Raw genomic sequence first — 18,861 nt, 5'->3', positions numbered from 1 at the left:
GTACCATGCTTTTGATGATCGACAACTACGACTCCTTCACCTACAACGTCGTGCAGTACCTGGGTGAGCTGGGCGCCGACGTGCACGTGATTCGCAACGACGAACTGACCATCGCCGAGATCGAAGCGCTCAAGCCCGAGCGCATCGTCGTCTCGCCCGGCCCGTGCACGCCGACCGAGGCGGGCGTGTCCATCGAGGCCATCCTGCATTTCGCCGGCAAGCTGCCGATCCTGGGTGTCTGCCTCGGCCACCAGAGCATCGGCCAGGCCTACGGCGGTGACGTGGTGCGTGCGCGCCAGGTGATGCACGGCAAGACCAGCCCGGTGTTCCATGAAGACAAGGGCGTGTTCGCCGGCCTCAACAACCCGCTCACCGTGACCCGCTATCATTCCCTGGTGGTCAAGCGCGAAACCCTGCCGGACTGCCTGGAGATCACCGCCTGGACCCAGCATGAAGACGGCTCGGTCGACGAGATCATGGGCCTGCGCCACAAGACCCTGAACATCGAGGGCGTGCAGTTCCATCCCGAATCCATCCTCACCGAGCAGGGCCATGAACTGTTCGCCAACTTCCTCAAGCAGACCGGAGGCGTGCGCGCATGAATATCAAGGAAGCCCTGGGCCGCATCGTCGCTCAGCTCGATCTGACCACCGAGGAAATGCAGGCGGTGATGCGCGAGATCATGACCGGTCAGTGCACCGACGCGCAGATCGGCGCCTTCCTCATGGGTATGCGCATGAAGAGCGAGACCATCGACGAGATTGTCGGTGCCGCCAGCGTCATGCGCGAGCTGGCCGCGCCCGTGGTCATCGATGCCGAGCGACTGGTCGACACCTGCGGTACCGGTGGCGATGGCATGAACATTTTCAACGTCTCCACCGCTGCGGCCTTCGTCGTCGCGGCAGCCGGTGGCAAGGTGGCCAAGCACGGCAACCGCGCAGTCTCCGGCAAGAGTGGCAGTGCCGATCTGCTCGAGGCTGCCGGCGTCTACCTGGGACTCAAACCGGAGCAGGTGGCGCGCTGCGTCGAGAGCGTGGGCGTCGGTTTCATGTTCGCGCCGTCCCATCACGGGGCGATGAAGCATGCCATCGGCCCGCGTCGCGAGCTGGGCCTGCGTACCATCTTCAATATGCTTGGCCCGATGACCAACCCGGCCGGCGCCAAACACCAGGTGATCGGCGTGTTCAGCCAGGCCCTGTGCCGACCGATGGCCGAAGTGCTGCAGCGTCTGGGCAGCGAGCACGTACTGGTGGTGCACGCGCAGGACGGTCTGGACGAGATCAGCCTTGCCGCGCCGACCTTCATTGCCGAGCTGAAGAATGGCGTGGTCAGCGAGTACCGCATCCAGCCTGAGGATTTCGCGATCAAGAGTCAGAGCCTGATCGGCCTGACCGTCGACAACGCCGAGCAGTCGCTGGCGCTGATCCACGATGCCCTCGGTCGGCGCAAGACCGACAACGGCCAGAAGGCCGCCGACATGATCGTGCTCAATGCCGGTGCCGCCCTCTACGCTGCCGATCATGCCAGCAGCCTGCGCGAAGGCATGCAGCTGGCGCATGATGCACTGCACACCGGCCTGGCGCGCGAGAAGCTGGAAGAGCTGGTGTCCTTTACCGCGGTATTCAAACAGGAGAACGAAGGGTGAGCGTACCAACCGTACTGGAGAAGATCGTCGCCCGTAAGTTCGAGGAAGTGGCGGCGCGTCGCGCTCAGGTCAGCCTGGCTGAGGTTGAGACTGCCGCGCGCAGTGCCGATGCACCGCGTGGCTTTGCCCGTGCGCTGCTCGAGCAGGCTGCGCGCAAGCAGCCGGCAGTGATCGCCGAGATCAAGAAAGCCTCGCCGAGCAAGGGCGTGCTGCGCGCCGACTTCGTGCCGGCGGATATCGCCCGCAGCTACGAAGCGGGCGGCGCCACCTGCCTGTCGGTGTTGACCGATATCGATTTCTTCCAGGGCGCCGACGAATACCTGCAGCAGGCCCGCGCGGCCTGCGCGCTGCCGGTGATTCGCAAGGACTTCATGGTCGATCCCTACCAGATCGTCGAAGCCCGTGCCCTCGGTGCGGACTGCGTGCTGCTGATCGTTTCCTGCCTGGATGACGTGCGCATGGCCGAACTGGCCTCAGTGGCCAAGGACGTCGGTCTCGACGTGCTGGTGGAGGTGCATGACGGCGACGAGCTGGAACGTGCGCTGAAGACTCTGGACACACCGCTGGTGGGCATCAACAACCGTAACCTGCACAGTTTCGAGGTGTCCCTGGAAACTACTCTCGACTTGCTGCCGCGTATTCCGCGTGATCGCCTGGTGGTGACCGAAAGCGGCATTCTCAACCGCGCCGATGTCGAGCTGATGGAGATCAACGAGGTCTACGCCTTCCTGGTCGGCGAGGCTTTCATGCGCGCGGAAAGCCCGGGCAGCGAATTGCAGCGTCTGTTCTTTCCCGAACGCGGCCGGCCTGCAGTAATCGGCACGGACCCGGAATAACGCGCATGAAAAAGCCGGCAATCAAGCCGGCTTTTTCTATTGGGGGCTGGTTCAGCGCGTGCCGAAGACCACCATGGTCTTGCCCTTCACATGTACCAGGCCCTGTTCTTCCAGGGACTTGAGTACACGGCCGACCATCTCACGGGAGCAGCCGACGATGCGGCCGATTTCCTGACGCGTGATCTTGATCTGCATGCCATCCGGGTGGGTCATCGCGTCCGGCTGCTTGCACAGGTCGAGCAGGGTGCGCGCGACACGGCCAGTGACATCGAGGAACGCCAGGTCGCCGACCTTGCGCGTGGTATTGCGCAGGCGCTCGGCCATCTGGCTACCGAGGGCGAAGAGGATTTCGGGGTCTTGCTGGGTCAGCTCGCGGAACTTGGCGTAGCTGATTTCCGCTACTTCGCATTCGGTCTTGGCGCGAACCCAGGCGCTGCGTTCCTTCTCGGAGCCATCCTTCTCGAACAGGCCCATTTCGCCGAAAAAGTCGCCAGAGTTGAGATAGGCGATGATCATCTCGCGGCCATCGTCATCCTCGATCAGGATGGTGACCGAGCCCTTGACGATGAAGAACAGAGTTTCGCAGCGATCACCTGCGTAGATGATGGTGCTTTTGGCTGTGTAACGACGACGATGACAATGTGCAAGAAGCTTGTCGAGGTTCTTGATTTTTGGTGTAAGGGTAATAGCAACCATGCCCGAGTCCCGAATATGAAAAGTGAAGGCCTTTGTCCAACGGCAATTTCTTATTTGTTATCCGGCCAAGTGTGCCAGCATTCCGACGCCAGCTTAACAGACATACTATGACCAGGTAGTTTTTTGCGACCTGGGTAACGTAACTGTGCGGAACTTTCGCGCATTCGGTGCACATCGGATTGCAGCCTGCCTGTGCTAATCTGCCGAACTTTTCCACTCTGGGAGCCAATCTCGATGAAAGCGCGTGTGCAATGGGCCGGTGAAGCTCTGTTCCTCGGCGAGTCCGGTAGTGGCCATGTCGTGGTGATGGACGGTCCGCCCGATGCTGGTGGTCGTAATCTCGGTGTTCGACCGATGGAGATGCTGCTGATCGGCCTCGGTGGCTGCAGCAACTTCGATGTGGTCAGCATTCTGCGCAAGGGCCGCCAGCCGGTAGAAAGCTGCGAAGTCTTCCTCGACGCCGAGCGTGCCGACGAGGAGCCCAAGGTGTTCACCAAGATCCACCTGCACTTCGTGGTCAAGGGCCGCGGGCTGAAAGAGGCGCAGGTGAAGAGGGCGGTGGAACTGTCGGCGGAGAAGTACTGCTCGGCCTCGATCATGCTGGGTCGTGCCGGCGTCGATATCAGCCACGATTACGAAATCGTCGAGCTGGGTTGAATCGAGTCGTGTCAGTAACGAGGGCGCCAATGGCGCCCTCGTTCGTTTCAGACGCGGTAGGTGCTCTTGGTCATCACCTTCGACAACAAGGTCATGCCGAACTTCACCGGTGCCGGGAAGCGTACGCCGCCCGCTGCCAGGGCGCTGTTGGCGTGCTGCTGTTCGTCGATGCGCATCTGCTCGAGGATGGCGCGTGACTTGGCGTCGTGCTCGGGCAGTTGCTCCAGGTGCTCGTCCAGGTGTTTACACACCTGATCTTCGGTGGCGGCGACGAAACCCAGGCTGACGCGATCACTGACCAGTCCGGCAACGGCACCAACGCCGAAGGACAGACCGTAGAACAGCGGGTTGAGCACGCTGGGCTGGCTGCCCAGTTCGCGAATACGCTGTTCGCACCAGGCCAGGTGGTCGATCTCCTCGTCGGCCGCATGCTCCATGGCGCTGCGCACTTCCGGCAGCTTGGCGGTCAGCGCCTGGCCCTGATAGAGCGCCTGGGCGCACACTTCACCGGTGTGATTGATGCGCATCAGGCCGGCGACGTGGCGCGACTCCTCACTGCTCAGCTCGGTCTCGTTCTGCACGATGGCAGGCGAGGGGCGACTCGACGCGCCGCTGAATGGCAGCAGCGTGCGCAACGCGGCATCGGCTTGCAGCAGCAGGCGGTCGACGGGGGAATACTGGCGTTCGCTGGCCATGGGGCACCTCCAGAGGTAACAACCCGGCTAGTTTACTGCAAAGTCGCCAAGTCGTCCGTGGCTCAGAGGCTGTTCTAAAGTCTCGCGAGCCAGGATCGTGCAATACCGATGACGGCCCCGCAAAAACAGATGAGGAACGGTCGGAGTCGCGGGCGACTGTACTTTTGTACATGAGCATGACTCGCTCCGCTCGCCCCTTCGGGGCCGCCCTGAAGGATGTTGGCCGCAAGCGGCCTCCGAGCCTGTTTTTAACGCAGCAGGGCCGACGCGCAGCAGACTTTGGGCAGTCTCTCAGGGTAGCTCGCGCAGCACGCGAAACCCCAGGGCATAGTCGCGGTGATGCGGTTGCTTGAGATCGCGCATGCTGCTGCGCAGGTAGACCGGGCCACTGTTCCAGGCGCCGCCGCGCACCACGCGCGGGCTGCTGTCGAGCAGGCCGGCGCTCTGCGTTTCGCTGCCGTCGAAGCGCTGGGTGAAGTTCGAGGCCGTCCACTCCCAGACGTTGCCCGCCGTGTCGTGCAAGCCGAAGCCATTGGCCGGGAACTGGCCGACGGCTGCCGTCTTGTTGCGTAACAGGCGCGAGCTGGCGCAACCGCGGCAGTGAGCGCGTGGCGCCTGCTCGCTGCTGTCGAGTTCGTCGCCCCACCAGTAGTAGCTCTGGCTGCCTCCGCGCGCTGCATACTCCCATTCGGCTTCGGTCGGCAGGCGATAGCGCGCGCCCGTCTCGCGTGATAACCACTGGGTGTAGGCGTGAGCGTCACGCCAGGACACATGAATCACCGGGCGCTGCGCCGAAAGGCCCCAGCCCTCGTTGTCAGGCATGGGCAACTGGTTGGCGTCGGCGTACTTCTGCCAGTCGGCGAAGGTGACTTCGTAGCGGCCCATGGCGAAGGGTTGAGCGAACGCAATAGATCGTTGTGGACGCTCGTTGTCATTGCCGCGACCGCTGGCATCGCCCATGCGGAACTCGCCAGCCGCAATGACCACCATTTCGGGGCCCTGAGCGCCGCCGGGCAACGGGTCGCTGAAGGTTTCGATAGCAACGGCCGGCAGGTTGACCAGCAGGCCGGCTGCGATGGCCATGGATACTGTGACGCAACGCGCTTTCAGCACTTGCACGGCGTGATGCCTCCGGCGACGATCTGCGTGTTCAGGCGGTCCATGCGGTAAGTTCTCGATTCTGTGAAACCGCGGATGGTAACCCTGCGTGCCTGGCTGGCCAAATCTCACAAGGAGTCGGTGTTGAAGAACGATATTCATGATCTTGGACTGGTGCTGGACTCCAAGGTCAAGCTGGTGGTGATCGAGTCCTGGGACGAGCTGCGCGTGCTGGAGACCCTGACTGGCCTGGCGATCAAGCGCGGCCTCGGTCTGCACACCTGGTCGGTGACCGAGGGCCTGCAGCGTCTGGGTTTCGGCGGTGCACCAGTGGACGAGTCGCCGACCCTGGAGCCCGAAGCGGCGCTGCGCATGATCAAGGTCGATCCGCAGCCGAACCTCTACGTGATGTGCGACCTGCATCCGTTCCTCGATGACAACCCCAGGCTGGTGCGTCTGCTCAAGGAAATCGCCATGAGCGAGGCCGCGCACAAGCCGACACTGGTGCTGGTGTCGCATGCGATCAAGCTGCCTGCCGAAGTACAGCGTTTCGCGGCACGTTTCAGCCTGGCCTTGCCGTCGGAGGACGAGCTGCTGAGCATCGTGCGTGACGAGGCGACGCGCTGGAGCGAAGGCAATCGCGGTGCGCGAGTGCGCACCGATAACCGTACCCTGCAGCAGGTGGTGAAGAACCTGCGCGGCCTCAGCCACGCCGAGGCACGCGCGCTGGCACGCAACGTGATCTGCGACGACGGGGCGATCACCCAGGAAGACATCCCTGAGCTGAACAAGACCAAGTTCCAGCTGCTGGATCTGGAGGGCGTGCTCAGCTTCGAATACGACACTGCACGCTTCGCCGAAGTCGGCGGGTTGGTCAACCTCAAACGCTGGCTGGCCGAACGTCAGGCCGGCTTTCTCGAAGGCAAACTCCTGGATGCGCCGAAAGGCGTGATGCTGGTCGGGGTACAGGGCGGCGGCAAGAGCCTGGCGGCCAAGGCAGTGGCCGGACTCTGGGGCTTGCCACTGCTGCGTCTGGATTTTGCCTGCCTGTACAACAAGTTCTTTGGCGAGACCGAACGCAATCTGCGTGAGGCGCTGCGTCTGGCCGAGCAGATGGCGCCCTGCGTGCTGTGGATGGACGAGGTAGAGAAAGGGTTGGCCAGTGGCGATCACGATGGCGGCGTGAGCCAGCGGGTGCTCGGCACCTTGCTGACCTGGATGGCCGAGCGCAAGGCGCCGGTGTTCGTGGTGGCCACGGCCAATGCCATCGACCGTCTGCCGCCCGAACTGGTACGCAAGGGGCGCTTCGACGAGCTGTTCTTCGTCGACCTGCCCAGCGCCGAGGTGCGCGCCGATATCTTCCGTATCCACCTGCAACGCCGTGAACTGGAACCAGGCGGCTTCGATCTCGCGCAGCTGGCTGCTGCCAGTGAGGGCTACTCGGGCGCCGAGATCGAGCAGGCAGTGGTTAGCGCGCTATACGCTGGTCAGGCGCAGCAGCAGGCGGTCGATCAGGGGTTGCTGCTGCGCGCACTGCAGAGCACCGCGCCGCTGTCCGTGGTGATGGCCGAGCGCTTGATGGCGTTGCGCGAGTGGGCCGATGGGAGGACGGTCAACGCCGGCTGAGTGCCTGGTCAGGCGCTGGTGAAGGGGCGGGTCAGTCGACCACTGATTTTGCGCACCAGCCAGCGCGGCCCCAGGCGCGGACTCAGGGCCAGCAGGCGATTGCGCCAGCCGGGAATGATGATGGCGCGGTTCTTTTCCAATGCGCGAACGGTGATCAGCGCGACTTCTTCGGCGCTCATCATCAGCTTGCTACCGGCAATCCGCGTGACGTCCATCTGCGCCGCGCGGAAGAAGGCGCTGTGGGTCGGGCCGGGGCAGAGTACAGATACACGTACGCCGCGGCTTTTCAGCTCTTCGCGCAAACCCTCGGAAAAGTGCAGCACATAGGCCTTGCTGGCGTAGTAGCTGCTCATCCAGGGGCCGGGCTGGAAGGCGGCCACCGAGGCGACGTTGAGAATCTGCCCGCTGCCGTGCTCGGCCATGCGCTGACCGAGTGCGTGACACAGGCGGGTCAGCGCCAGCACGTTGACTTCCAGCTGCTCCAGCTCGCGACTCCAGTCCTGCTCCAGGAACGGACCGGCGCAACCCAGGCCGGCGTTGTTCACCAGCAGGTCGACATGCCACTGACCTTCTTCCAGCTCCAGCAGCAGGCCGGACAGTTGCAGCGGCTCGCTCAGGTCGCAGAGGCGAAACAGCACCTCGACGCCGAAGCGTTGCGCCAGCTCGCAGGCGATGCTTTCCAGCGCATCACGTCGGCGCGCCACCAGGATCAGGTTGCGCCCCCGGCGTGCCAGGGCTTCGGCCAAGGCCAGGCCAATGCCGCTGGAGGCGCCGGTGATCAGTGCATAGCTGCGCATGGTCGAGGGCTAGCGCTCCTGGTACTCGGCGGCGCGCTCGACATAGCTCTGATACTGGGGCAGGGCGATGGCGGCCACGATGCCGGTTACTGGCACCAGCAGGAACAGCCAGGCCAGCACCTTGACCCCGGTGCTGTTCGGCGGTGGCGGCGGACCGTAGCGGTTGACGCCTTGAGTGCCAGGGATGATCAGCATCAGCAGGGCAAAGACGGTGCCGATGAAGGGAACAAAGTTGACCAGCCACAGCCAGCCGGACCAGCCCATGTCGTGCAGGCGCTGAACGCCGATGAACACGCCAACCACGATCATGGCGATCACCGCGACACCCAGTATCAGCGTACCCAGCACGCTGGACATGACCGAGGCGCCGGCGAACACCAGCATCAGCGGCAACATGCACAGCAGCATGGCCATGGTCCAGCCCAGATAACGCACGCGGCCGATCCGGCCGCTGACGCTGAACACCTTGAGCTCGGAGTACTGCGGCAACTGCTCGGCGACATTCGCCTGAGGTGGCGCGTAGGGCGATGCCGTCGCTGCGACGGGAGCCGGGGCAGGAGCGGCTTCGGCCAGTTGTGCCTGGCGGGCGAGGTATTTCTCGATGATGATGCCGCAGGCGGAGCACTCGATCGCCTTGGCTTGCTCGTGGCCGCATTTGGGGCAGGTCATGCTCGAGGTGGCGGCTTCCACGGCCTGCTCGGTTTCGGCTTCGGTTGGCACCAGGCTGAGGCTGGCAGCCTGATCCAGCTCCTTGCGCACATTGGCGCCCGCTTTCTGCAGCGCGTTGAGGTACTGCTCTGCCTCGCCCTCGCCCAGATCACGCTTGAGCGCCACCGGCGCCCCACTGAACAGATTTTCGATGCGGGCAGGGTCGCTCTTGAACAGGCGAGCCAGGTTGTCCTTGACCGTTTCCAGTGAGGCCTCGGGCATCAGTTGGCCGTCGAACACGATCTTGTAGCGCGGTTGATTCATGCGAGCTTCCTTGTCGGCGGGAAGTGGAGGTGGGCGCAGCGCCCGTTGAGCAAGCGAGGCATAAGCCTAGAGTGCCGCGAGGCCAATATACAAGCGGCCTGACGCGCCGCTCATGGCTATTTTTCAGGTGTTGCCTATTGTGCTCCAGCGGCCGACCAGTTGGCCGCGGCGTAGTAGACGTATTTCGCTGAAATCGCCCAGCACCCCTTCGCTGATCGTGGGGCGCAGAAAAACCCAATCATTGCTCGTCAATTGTGTGCCTTCACCACCCATCAGGCGCTCTTGATTGGCGCTACGGCCGTACAGTTCGTCGTAGCCGAGCCCGGCCGGTGAGACGGGCTGCGCCGGCCAGCGACCGCCGTAGAGGTAGTAGGCGGTCTGTCGGTTGGGGTTCCAGGCTCTGACCAGCGGTTGGAGCGGTTGCAGATAGGGCAGGGCGCCGTCGACCACCTTGAGCACGGGGCTGGCGATCCACAGGGCTGGTTGATGCTCTTCCAGCAGTGGCGTGTCGAACTCCGCGGGTTTGAGCAGGGCAGAACCGACGGCGACTTCATTGAGCGACGTCTCCTGCTGGCTGTGCAGCAGGTAGGTCAGACTGCCGGCACCGTTGAGCAGCGGCTTTGCTGGCCAAAGATCGCTGAACCCCTGCGCGCTGTTGATGAACTGCCGATAGCGGGCCTCGGCTTCGTTGAATGCCCGTTGCTGACTCTGCCAGGGCGGGCTGTGCGCGACATGCGCGTCATAACCCATCAGGCCCTGCAGTCGCAGTGCCGGTTGCTGGCGAAGCTGTTGCAGCGCCTGGCTCAATGCCTGCGGCGTGGCGAAGCCACCGCGTTCCAGGCCAACGTCGATTTCCAGCACGATGCGCAGCGGTCGCCCCAGCGCCTTGGCCAGCTCACTGTATTGCATCAGGCGCAGCTGGCTGTCGATCAGCCAGGTCACCTGGCGGTCGGGATCGAAATCCAGGCGCTGCGGAAGCTGGCGATAGAAGTTCAGGGCTGCTGCCACCGGCAAGGGTTTGCCAAGCAGCAGGTCGGCCTGGGGAAAGCTCCTGGCCAGCTGGTTCAGCTGCGGCTGATGAAAGACCATGAAACGCTGGGTTTGCAGACGTTTGGCGAGGTATTCCAGCAGGCCGATGCTGGCCAGCGATTTGGCTACCAGGCGCAGCTGGAGGCGGCCGCCTAGCCTTGCTGCCAGCAGGTCGGCGTTGGTGTCGAGCCGATCGAGATCGAGCAGCAGGGTGGGGATGCCCTCGCCATCGCGCTGCAGTTGCCGATTGAGCTCGGCGAAGTAGGCGTCATGCTGGCGAGCTCGATCAGTTGGGCGCAGCGCCCAGCCGCCGAGTAGACCGAGCGCGCCCAGCCCCAGCAGGTGGCGACGCTTCATCGCGGCCAGCGTTGCCCCAGCTGTTGGCTGCGTGTCAGGGCGGCGCGATATTCGCGGTCGAGACGCGCCACCAGCTCCTGCACCGATGGCAGATCGTCGATGCCGCCGACGCCCTGGCCGGCCGACCAGACGGTTTTCCAGGCCTTGGCTTCTTCATCCATCGGCTTGAGCTTCTCGCCGTAGTTGATATCGCCCTTGTTCTGCAGCTGTTTCAGGTCGTAGCCAGCCTGTTCCAGGCTCTGGCGCATGAAGCTGGCCGGCACACCGGACACTGCGGGCGTGTGAATGATATCGGCGGCCCGTGCGTCGAGAATCATCGCCTTGTAATCGGCCGACGCGTTGTTCTCGGTCGTGGCGATGAAACGGGTGCCCATATAGGCCAGGTCGGCGCCGAGCAATTGCGCCGCGAGAATTTCGTGGCCGTGGTTGAGGCAGCCGGACAGCAGTACGGTCTTGTCGAAGAACTGACGAATCTCGGCCAGCAGGGCGAATGGACTCCAGGTACCGGCGTGGCCGCCAGCCCCGGCTGCCACGGCGATCAGGCCATCCACGCCGGCCTCGGCAGCTTTTTCGGCATGGCGGCGAGTGGTCACGTCATGGAACACCAGACCGCCATAACTGTGCACGGCATCGACCACTTCCTTCACCGCGCCCAGGCTGGTAATGACGATGGGCACACGGCGCTCGACGCAGATGGCCAGGTCCGCCTGCAGGCGGGGGTTGCTGTTGTGCACGATCAGGTTGACGGCGAAGGGCGCGGCGTCAGCTGCGAGGCTGGCTTCGATCTCGTCGAGCCAGGCGGCGAAGCCGGCGCTCTCGCGCTGGTTCAGGGCTGGGAAACTGCCGACGATGCCGCTGTTGCAGCAGGCACTGACCAGCGCCGGGTTGGATACCAGAAACATCGGCGCAGCTACCAGAGGCAGGCGCAGGCGTTGTTCGAGCAGGGCGGGCAGAGACATGGCGAACTCCTTAGAAGGGGCGGACGACGACCAGGATTACGATGCCCAGCAGGGCTAGCACCGGCGCCTCATTGAACCAACGATAGAACACGTGACTGCGACTGTTCTCGCCGCGGGCAAAGCGCTTGAGCTGAGCGCCGCAGAGGTGGTGATAGATCACCAGCGCCACCACCAGCGTGAGCTTGGCGTGCATCCAGCCCTGCGTGAAGTAGTACGCCGAGTTGAGGCTGAGCAACCAGATACCCAGGCCCAGCGTGGCGATCATCGACGGGATCATGATGCCGCGATACAGCTTGCGCTCCATGATGCAGAAACGTTCGTGGCTGGCAGCGTCGCTGCTCATGGCGTGATAGACGAACAGGCGCGGCAGATAGAACAGGCCAGCGAACCAGCAGACCATGGCGATGATGTGCAGAGCCTTGAGCCAGAGATAGAGCATTTTCGCTTCTCGCGCTGAAAAATGGCCTCGATAGTAGAGGCAGCTGACGGTCTGCGTCACCTCCGCGGTTGGAGCTTGGCCGATGCGGCTTTATCATCGGCAACTTTCCAATGGCTTTTGCAAAGGGGCATGTGATGATCAAGGTCGGTATCGTCGGCGGCACGGGCTACACCGGTGTCGAATTGCTGCGTCTGCTGGCGCAACACCCGCAGGCAGAGGTGACCGTGATCACTTCCCGTTCCGAGGCCGGCCTGCGCGTCGACGAGATGTACCCCAACCTGCGCGGCCACTACCCCGAACTCGCGTTCAGCGTGCCGGATGTCGCCACCCTGGGCGCCTGCGACGTGGTGTTCTTCGCCACCCCGCACGGCGTGGCCCATGCCCTGGCTGGCGAGTTGCTCGCTGCCGGTACGCGGGTGATCGATCTGTCCGCTGACTTCCGTCTGCAGGACGCCGAGGAGTGGGCCAAGTGGTACGGCCAGCCGCATGGCGCCCCCGAGCTGCTGAGCGAGGCGGTGTATGGTCTGCCCGAGGTCAATCGTGAGGCGATCAAGACTGCCCGCTTGATTGCTGTACCCGGCTGCTATCCGACCGCTACTCAGCTGGGTCTGATCCCGCTGCTCGAAGCCGGGCTGGCTGAGACCGGCAGCCTGATCGCCGACTGCAAGAGCGGTGTCAGCGGTGCCGGCCGTGGCGCCAGCGTTGGCTCGCTGTTCTGCGAGGCCGGCGAGAGCATGAAGGCCTACTCGGTCAAGGGCCACCGCCACCTCCCGGAAATTCGTCAGGGGCTGCGCCAGGCCGCCGGCAGCGACGTCGGCCTGACCTTCGTCCCGCACCTGACCCCGATGATTCGCGGTATTCACGCGACCCTGTATGCGCGTGTGGCCGATACCTCGGTCGATCTCCAGGCGCTGTTCGAGAAGCGTTACGCCGGCGAGCCCTTCGTCGATGTGATGCCGGCGGGCAGTCACCCGGAAACCCGCAGCGTGCGTGGCGGCAACGTTTGCCGTATCGCCGTGCACCGTCCGCAGGGCGGCGATCTGGTGGTGGTGCTGTCGGTAATCGACAACCTGGTCAAGGGTGCCTCCGGTCAGGCCGTGCAGAACATGAACATCCTCTTTGGTCTCGACGAGCGTCTCGGCCTGTCGCACGCGGCCCTGCTGCCGTGATACCGGGCTGGGAGGTCCGCCTCAGCGATCCGCGTCGTGAGCGCAGACGCCGTTGGCTGCTGGTGCTGCTGGTGCTCGCCGTACCAGCGGCCTTTGCCCTGGGTTGGTATTGGCCGCAAGTGCAGCTTCGGCAGGCACCCGAGGATTCGCACGCACTGCTGACTCGCGTTGCCGAACAGGAGCAGGAACTGGAGTTGTTGCGCCAGCGCCTGGCGGTGGTCGGCAGTAGCGACAAAGTCACTCAACAGGCCATGGAGCAGAATCGTCGCACCATCAAGCTGCTGGAGGAGCAGATCTTCAAGCAGCAACAGGACTTGGCTTTCTACAAAGGCGTGCTGGCACCTGCCAGTCGTCGTGAAGGCATTCGCATTCGCGCCTTTGAGCTGCAAGCCACGGACGTGTCGCAGCGATTCCGCTACAAATTGCTGCTCAGCCGAGTCGGTACCAGTGATGAGGCCTTGCAGGGGCATTTGCGTATTACTGTCGAAGGGCAGCAGGACGGTAAGCCGGCCACTCTGGAGCTGGCGGCGCTGTCCGACGAAGTAAGCGAGAGCAGCATTGCGTTCTCCTTCAAGCACTTCCAGTCCTTCCCCGAAGCGGGTCGCTTCGGCGAGCTACAACTACCTGAGGGCTTCGAGCCGCGTCAGGTCAAGGTTCAGGCGGAGGTCAAGGGCGACAAACCGCAGAGCCGTACATTCGAATGGATAAAATCAGGAGCGATAGCCACCCATGTGGAGTAAAGACAAGACCAAACCCGACTTGCAGCGTTTCAGCGGTAAGACCAGCCTGATTGCCGCTGGCGCCGAGCTGGTAGGCGACATGCGCTTTCAGGGCGCGGTGCAAGTGGATGGTCGGGTCACCGGTAATCTGCTGGCTACCGAGGGACTGGTGCGCGTGAGCGCAGGCGGCCTGGTTGAAGGTGAGATACGTGCACCCCATATAGTGATAGATGGAGAGGTGAGTGGCGATGTGTTCGCCAGCGGCCATCTTGAGTTGGGTTCACGCTCCCGGGTTCGCGGCAACCTGCACTACGGCCTGATGGAGATGGCCATGGGGGCGCAGATCGAGGGGCGCCTCTGTCACCTCAAGGACGGTGAGCGGCCGCTCGAGCTTCCGGCAACGCTGGAAATCGAGCAATAGTTGACCAATTTCGTAGGGCAAGCGGATAATGCACGCCCAAAGCAGTATGGCGCATGGCGCCGGGAGTCCAGAATGAGCGTCGAAACCTTCACCCCTGCCCCCTTGCGCTTTACCCAAGGCGCGGCCAGCAAGGTGAAGAACCTGGTCGATGAAGAGGGCAATCCGCGCCTGAAGCTGCGCGTGTTCGTCACGGGCGGTGGCTGCTCGGGCTTTCAGTACGGCTTCACCTTCGATGAGGACGTGGCCGAGGACGACACCATCGTCGAGCGTGAAGGCGTGAGTCTGGTGGTCGATGCCATGAGCTTCCAGTATCTGGCTGGCTCCGAGGTCGACTATCAGGAAGGGCTGGAAGGTTCGCGTTTCGTGATCAAGAACCCCAATGCCACCACCACCTGTGGTTGCGGGTCGTCCTTCTCGATCTGAATGATTGGCCTGATGACAGACGCCGCGCTCGATGCGCGGCGTTTTCGTTTCAGGCCGGGTAGATGGCGCCGAGCACGCGCAGGCCTTTGGCGCCGGTCACGCTCGGGCGATTGCCAGCAATGCCTTCAAGTGCGCAATGTGCCAGCCAGGCGAAGGCCATGGCTTCGACCCAGTCCGGGTCCACCCCTTCAGCTGCGGTGCTGCTGACCTCGGTTCCAGCCAGCATCTCGCCCAAGCGCTTCATCAGGCAAGCGTTGTGAGCACCTCCGCCACACACCAGCAGAACATCGGTGTGAGCTTGTGCGCTGCGCAAGGCGCTGACGACACTACGCGCGGTGAGTTCTACCAAGGTGGCCTGAACGTCTTCGCCGGCCAACTGTGGCAACGCTTGCAGATGGCCAAGCAACCAGCCGAGGTTGAACAGCTCGCGACCAGTACTCTTCGGTCCCTGGGTGGCGAAGAAGGGATCGCTCAGCAGTCGTTTCAATAGCTCCGGGTGTACGGTGCCGCTGGCTCCCCAGGCACCGTCACGGTCATAGGCGAGGCCCTGGCAGTGCTGTATCCAGGCATCGAGCAGAACGTTGCCGGGGCCACTGTCGAATCCCAGAACTTGTTGCCCCGGGGACAGCAGGCTGAGGTTGCTGAAGCCGCCGACATTGAGCACGGCGACCTGCCGCTGGCTATTGCCGAACAGATCATGGTGGAAGGCTGGGACCAGAGGAGCCCCTTGACCGCCGGCGGCAACATCGCGACGGCGAAAGTCTGCGACCACACAAATGCCTGTCAGCTCTGCCAGCAGTGCCGGGTTGCCGATCTGGATGGTGAAGCCGCGTGCGGGCTCATGGCGCACGGTCTGGCCATGGCTGCCGATGGCGCGAATTTGCTGCGCGGTCAGGTTCTGTTGTTGCAAGAGCTCGTTGATCGCGGCGGCGGCCAGTTCGACCCAGTGCTGTTCGGCAATGGCCGCGCGCGCCAGCTCATCATCGCCCGAGGTGCACAGCGCCAGCAGGTCGCTACGCAGCTGTTCTGGCATGGGGCGGTAGAGTGTCGCGAGGAGGTGAGGGCGCTGATCCTGATCGATCAGCGCGATGTCCAGCCCATCCAGGCTGGTGCCGGACATCACACCAATATAGAGGGGCACGGCTTACTGCTGGTTGGCGGCTAGCATGGTGGCCTTTTCCTGGTCCATGCGCGCCATCAGCGGTTTGCTCAGTTGCATGAAGCGCTGCTTCTCGCTCGCTGCAATGGGGTCGGCCATCGGCAGCTTCTGGCTGAGAGGGTCGACGTGTACGCCGTTGACTTGGAACTCATAGTGCAGGTGAGGACCGGTGGACAGACCGGTCGTGCCGATATAGCCGATGATCTGGCCTTGCTTGACGTTCGCGCCGTTGCGCACACCTTTGGCAAAACCCTGCATGTGTGCGTAAAGAGTGCGATAGCGCTGGCCGTGCTGGATGATCACGGTATTGCCGTAGCCACCGTTACGCCCTGCCAGCGTCACGCGGCCGTCACCGGCAGCTTTGATCGGCGTGCCACGGGGGGCGGCATAGTCGACGCCCTTGTGTGCGCGGATCTTGTTCAGGATCGGGTGCTTGCGGCCGGTGGAGAAGCGCGAGCTGATGCGAGCGAAGTCCACCGGCGTACGGATGAACGCCTTGCGCATGCTTTCGCCATCGGCGTTGTAGTAGCTGGTGGTGCCTTGCTTGCTGGTGTAACGCACGGCGGTATAGGTCTTGCCGCGGTTGGTGAAGCGTGCCGAGAGGATGTTGCCGGTGCCGACACGCTTGCCGTCCACCATCTTCTCTTCGTAAATCACCTCGAACTCGTCACCTTCACGAATATCCATGGCGAAGTCGATGTCGTAGCCGAACACGTTCGCCAGATCCATGGTCAGGCTATGCGACAGACCGGCACGCTTGGCAGAGAGGAATAGCGAGCTGTTGATCACGCCGCGGCTATAAGCAGTCACCACCTCTGGCTTGACCTGATCGCGCTGGAAATCGAAACCCTTGTCGCTGCGGCTGAGGCGAATGGTTTCCAGGTCGCTGAGCTTGCTCTGCAGATTCTTCAGCTTGCCGTCTTCGTTCAGTTCGAACTCCAGCACCTGGCCCACTTTGAGGCGGCTGAACTGCTTGGCGTCCTTGCTGCTATTGAGCGCTTCATGCAGATCATTGGCGTTCAGACCGACCTTGGCGAACACGGTAGAAAGCGTATCGCCATTGCTGACCGTGATGTTGTGGTGGTTGGGGTCGGAAGGAGGAGTGGTGTCAGCTGTTTCTAGGAGGTCTTTGTCAGCGTCTTCTGCGCTGTTCTCGGCGGTGTTCGCGCTTTGCTCGATCTTGGCGAAGGGCGAAGCGGCGCCAGGCACTGGCAGTCCCGCTCGGAGGTCGTCCTTTTCCTGCAGCACCTGCTCGGTATCGTTACCGAGATCCAAGTCGAGAAAGGTTTTCTGCGCTTCGACTTCACGCGAAGGAAACACCAGGAGGGCAAGGCTGAGCAGCGCGGCCACGCCGCTCGCTGCAAGGATATGGGTCTTTGGATAGAGTGGCGGCGCTTTAGATGTAGAGGTCATAGGGCTGCTTTTGAAGTGAAAAGGTGAAGATTAAAAGAAGAGCATGATGAATATGCACTAACTGTATAAAATATAACCAAAACCGCCCGGAGGCAACCCTGCGGATGATGATCGACGCCTGGTCTGCCTTGCGCTGAGCAAAACTTGTGATTTGTCAGCGTTCTTGTATGGTTGGTTCCCTTTTGAATGTGGTCATTGTGAGTCATTTTATGAAGTCGGTCGAAGAGCAGCTGGTGCTGATCAAGCGCGGTGCGGAAGAGGTTCTGGTTGAGGCTGAGCTGGTCGAAAAACTCAAGCGTGGTCAGCCGCTGCGGATCAAGGCGGGTTTCGACCCTACTGCGCCGGATCTGCATCTCGGTCACACCGTCCTTATTAATAAGCTGCGTCAGTTTCAGGAGCTTGGTCATCAGGTCATCTTCCTGATTGGCGACTTCACCGGGATGATCGGCGATCCCAGCGGCAAGAGCGCTACCCGTCCGCCGCTGACTCGCGAGCAAGTTCTGGACAATGCCGAGACTTATAAACAGCAGGTCTTCAAGATTCTCGACCCGGCCAGGACCGAGGTGGCTTTCAACTCTACCTGGATGGATCAGATGGGGCCTGCCGATTTCATTCGTCTGACGTCGCAGTACACCGTAGCGCGCATGCTCGAGCGTGATGACTTCGACAAGCGCTACAGCAGCAACCAGCCGATCGCCATTCACGAGTTTCTCTACCCGCTGGTTCAGGGCTACGACTCCGTGGCGCTGAAGGCTGATGTCGAGCTGGGCGGCACCGATCAGAAGTTCAACCTGCTGATGGGGCGCGAGCTTCAGCGCGCCTATGGTCAGGAGTCTCAGTGCATCGTCACCATGCCGTTGCTGGAAGGTCTCGATGGCGTGAAGAAGATGTCCAAGTCTCTGGGCAATTACGTGGGCATCCAGGAAGCGCCGGGGGTGATGTACAACAAGCTGGTATCCATGCCGGATGCCTTGATGTGGCGTTACTTCGAGCTCCTCAGCTTCCGCTCCATGGAGGAAATCGAGCAATTCAAGCGTGATGTCGAGCAGGGTGCCAATCCGCGTGACATTAAGATCAAGCTGGCTGAAGAGCTCGTTGCGCGCTTCCATGGCGAAGAGGCTGCTGCCAATGCTCACCGCTCTGCAGGTAATCGCATGAAGGATGGCGAGCTGCCGGAGGATCTGCCGGAGGTCGAGCTGATCTCGGCTGAAGATATGCCGATCTCATCCGTCCTTAATAAGGCAGGCCTGGTGAAGAACGCTGCGGTCGCTCGCGACCTGTTGGGTTCGGGCGGTGTGCGTGTTGATGGCGAGGTGGTTGATCGCGCCTTCTTGTTCACGCTGGGTTCGACCCATGTCTGTCAGGCCGGCAAGAAGGCCTTTGCGCGTATCACCCTCAAGGCCGAGTAACAAAACTGCAAAATAAGCTTGACGCGCATTCTGCTGGCGGTAGAATGCGCGCCACTTCAGCGATGAAGCGCTTCAAAAACTGCTTGTTAATCAATAAGTTAAGTTGAATGAAGGGTTTGCAAAGCTGAGTGAGGCGTGTAGAATGCGCGCCGGTCGACAGGGTGGTGGTTTGATCCTGTTGACGCTTCGGTCGAATGGATCGAAAGCGGTTTGAAAGAGGTGGTTGACAGCGGTTTTGAACGCTGTAGAATGCGCCTCCCGCTGGAGAGAAGAAGTTCAGATCGAAGGCGCAAGTGGTTGAGTAGAAAGAAGTTTCTCCGGAAACAAATTCGAAAAACAGCT

At 62.3% G+C, this 18,861-nt stretch carries 21 protein-coding genes; 10 read left to right on the top strand and 11 right to left on the bottom strand.

From position 1 onward, the window contains the following. The first annotated feature begins 5 nt into the window (after positions 1–5). From BLR77_RS16325 to trpC, 3 genes are read left to right on the top strand one after another with little or no spacing between them, the layout of a single operon-like run. Positions 6–602, top strand: a complete 597-nt coding sequence (locus tag BLR77_RS16325; protein WP_074679597.1) for an aminodeoxychorismate/anthranilate synthase component II — start codon at positions 6–8, stop codon at positions 600–602. Then, complete coding sequence (trpD, locus tag BLR77_RS16320) at positions 599–1,645, top strand: anthranilate phosphoribosyltransferase (RefSeq protein WP_074679595.1); 1,047 nt, start codon at positions 599–601, stop codon at positions 1,643–1,645. The genes BLR77_RS16325 and trpD overlap by 4 nt, the downstream gene beginning before the upstream one ends. After that, positions 1,642–2,481, top strand: a complete 840-nt coding sequence (gene trpC / locus BLR77_RS16315) for an indole-3-glycerol phosphate synthase TrpC (RefSeq protein ID WP_074679593.1) — start codon at positions 1,642–1,644, stop codon at positions 2,479–2,481. Before trpD ends, trpC begins: the two co-directional genes overlap by 4 nt. Positions 2,482–2,532: 51 nt before the next feature. Here trpC and crp read toward each other — a convergent pair whose 3' ends face one another. Continuing rightward, positions 2,533–3,177 carry a cAMP-activated global transcriptional regulator CRP gene (crp, locus tag BLR77_RS16310; RefSeq protein ID WP_017675648.1) on the bottom strand — a complete coding sequence of 215 codons (645 nt, stop codon included), beginning with the start codon at positions 3,175–3,177 and terminating at the stop codon, positions 2,533–2,535. Between the two features lie 234 nt (positions 3,178–3,411). On the opposite strand from crp, the gene BLR77_RS16305 reads away from it, so the two are divergent. Next, positions 3,412–3,834 (top strand): OsmC family protein, encoded by a 423-nt coding sequence (locus tag BLR77_RS16305; protein ID WP_074679591.1) that lies wholly within the window; start codon positions 3,412–3,414, stop codon positions 3,832–3,834. 47 nt (positions 3,835–3,881) lie between these two features. On the opposite strand, the gene coq7 is transcribed toward BLR77_RS16305, so the two are convergent. Together coq7 and BLR77_RS16295 are read right to left on the bottom strand one after the other, a co-directional pair. Further along, positions 3,882–4,529: a 2-polyprenyl-3-methyl-6-methoxy-1,4-benzoquinone monooxygenase gene (coq7, locus tag BLR77_RS16300; protein ID WP_074679589.1), complete on the bottom strand. Its 648-nt coding sequence runs from the start codon at positions 4,527–4,529 to the stop codon at positions 3,882–3,884. A gap of 291 nt (positions 4,530–4,820) precedes the next feature. Continuing rightward, complete coding sequence (locus tag BLR77_RS16295) at positions 4,821–5,648, bottom strand: formylglycine-generating enzyme family protein (RefSeq protein ID WP_074679587.1); 828 nt, start codon at positions 5,646–5,648, stop codon at positions 4,821–4,823. A gap of 123 nt (positions 5,649–5,771) precedes the next feature. On the opposite strand from BLR77_RS16295, the gene BLR77_RS16290 reads away from it, so the two are divergent. Then, the gene (locus tag BLR77_RS16290; protein WP_139203024.1) at positions 5,772–7,253 is read left to right on the top strand and encodes an AAA family ATPase; all 1,482 of its coding nucleotides are present in this window, start codon (positions 5,772–5,774) and stop codon (positions 7,251–7,253) included. Between the two features lie 8 nt (positions 7,254–7,261). Here BLR77_RS16290 and BLR77_RS16285 read toward each other — a convergent pair whose 3' ends face one another. The 5 genes from BLR77_RS16285 to hemJ all read right to left on the bottom strand — a co-directional run bounded on the left by BLR77_RS16285 (position 7,262) and on the right by hemJ (position 11,806). Then, on the bottom strand, positions 7,262–8,050 hold the full coding sequence (locus BLR77_RS16285) for an SDR family NAD(P)-dependent oxidoreductase (protein WP_074679583.1): 789 nt from the start codon (positions 8,048–8,050) through the stop codon (positions 7,262–7,264). A 9-nt stretch (positions 8,051–8,059) separates the two neighbouring features. Next, positions 8,060–9,022: a DUF805 domain-containing protein gene (locus tag BLR77_RS16280; protein ID WP_074679581.1), complete on the bottom strand. Its 963-nt coding sequence runs from the start codon at positions 9,020–9,022 to the stop codon at positions 8,060–8,062. 123 nt (positions 9,023–9,145) lie between these two features. Further along, on the bottom strand, positions 9,146–10,408 hold the full coding sequence (locus BLR77_RS16275) for an alanine racemase (RefSeq protein WP_074679579.1): 1,263 nt from the start codon (positions 10,406–10,408) through the stop codon (positions 9,146–9,148). Then, complete coding sequence (locus tag BLR77_RS16270; RefSeq protein ID WP_074679577.1) at positions 10,405–11,367, bottom strand: NAD(P)H-dependent flavin oxidoreductase; 963 nt, start codon at positions 11,365–11,367, stop codon at positions 10,405–10,407. Before BLR77_RS16270 ends, BLR77_RS16275 begins: the two co-directional genes overlap by 4 nt. A 10-nt stretch (positions 11,368–11,377) precedes the next feature. Then, a complete protein-coding gene (gene hemJ / locus BLR77_RS16265) occupies positions 11,378–11,806 on the bottom strand; it encodes a protoporphyrinogen oxidase HemJ (RefSeq protein WP_017675639.1) in 429 nt (142 codons plus the stop codon). Between the two features lie 134 nt (positions 11,807–11,940). On the opposite strand from hemJ, the gene argC reads away from it, so the two are divergent. The 4 genes from argC to erpA all read left to right on the top strand — a co-directional run bounded on the left by argC (position 11,941) and on the right by erpA (position 14,538). Further along, on the top strand, positions 11,941–12,975 hold the full coding sequence (gene argC / locus BLR77_RS16260) for an N-acetyl-gamma-glutamyl-phosphate reductase (protein ID WP_003463435.1): 1,035 nt from the start codon (positions 11,941–11,943) through the stop codon (positions 12,973–12,975). Next, the gene (locus BLR77_RS16255) at positions 12,972–13,715 is read left to right on the top strand and encodes a DUF6776 family protein (RefSeq protein WP_238380586.1); all 744 of its coding nucleotides are present in this window, start codon (positions 12,972–12,974) and stop codon (positions 13,713–13,715) included. Before argC ends, BLR77_RS16255 begins: the two co-directional genes overlap by 4 nt. Then, positions 13,705–14,115: a bactofilin family protein gene (locus BLR77_RS16250; protein WP_017675636.1), complete on the top strand. Its 411-nt coding sequence runs from the start codon at positions 13,705–13,707 to the stop codon at positions 14,113–14,115. The genes BLR77_RS16255 and BLR77_RS16250 overlap by 11 nt, the downstream gene beginning before the upstream one ends. Before the next feature lie 72 nt (positions 14,116–14,187). Beyond that, entirely contained in the window at positions 14,188–14,538 is a 351-nt protein-coding gene (gene erpA / locus BLR77_RS16245) for an iron-sulfur cluster insertion protein ErpA (RefSeq protein ID WP_074679575.1), read from the top strand. A gap of 49 nt (positions 14,539–14,587) precedes the next feature. On the opposite strand, the gene BLR77_RS16240 is transcribed toward erpA, so the two are convergent. Together BLR77_RS16240 and BLR77_RS16235 are read right to left on the bottom strand one after the other, a co-directional pair. Continuing rightward, on the bottom strand, positions 14,588–15,679 hold the full coding sequence (locus BLR77_RS16240) for an anhydro-N-acetylmuramic acid kinase (protein ID WP_074679573.1): 1,092 nt from the start codon (positions 15,677–15,679) through the stop codon (positions 14,588–14,590). Between the two features lie 3 nt (positions 15,680–15,682). Continuing rightward, on the bottom strand, positions 15,683–17,110 hold the full coding sequence (locus BLR77_RS16235; protein WP_074679571.1) for a peptidoglycan DD-metalloendopeptidase family protein: 1,428 nt from the start codon (positions 17,108–17,110) through the stop codon (positions 15,683–15,685). Between the two features lie 209 nt (positions 17,111–17,319). Here BLR77_RS16235 and tyrS point away from each other — a divergent pair, with 209 nt between their 5' ends. After that, complete coding sequence (gene tyrS, locus BLR77_RS16230) at positions 17,320–18,519, top strand: tyrosine--tRNA ligase (RefSeq protein WP_074679569.1); 1,200 nt, start codon at positions 17,320–17,322, stop codon at positions 18,517–18,519. Here the strand turns inward: tyrS and BLR77_RS25690 are convergent. After that, positions 18,506–18,861: hypothetical protein (locus BLR77_RS25690; RefSeq protein ID WP_238380585.1), on the bottom strand; the 356-nt coding region annotated here is incomplete at its 5' end. The genes tyrS and BLR77_RS25690 overlap by 14 nt on opposite strands.

Source organism: Ectopseudomonas alcaliphila (genome assembly GCF_900101755.1).
In the GTDB taxonomy this organism is placed as follows: Bacteria; Pseudomonadota; Gammaproteobacteria; order Pseudomonadales; family Pseudomonadaceae; genus Aquipseudomonas; species Aquipseudomonas alcaliphila.
This window is presented reverse-complemented; position numbering and strand designations above follow the sequence as displayed.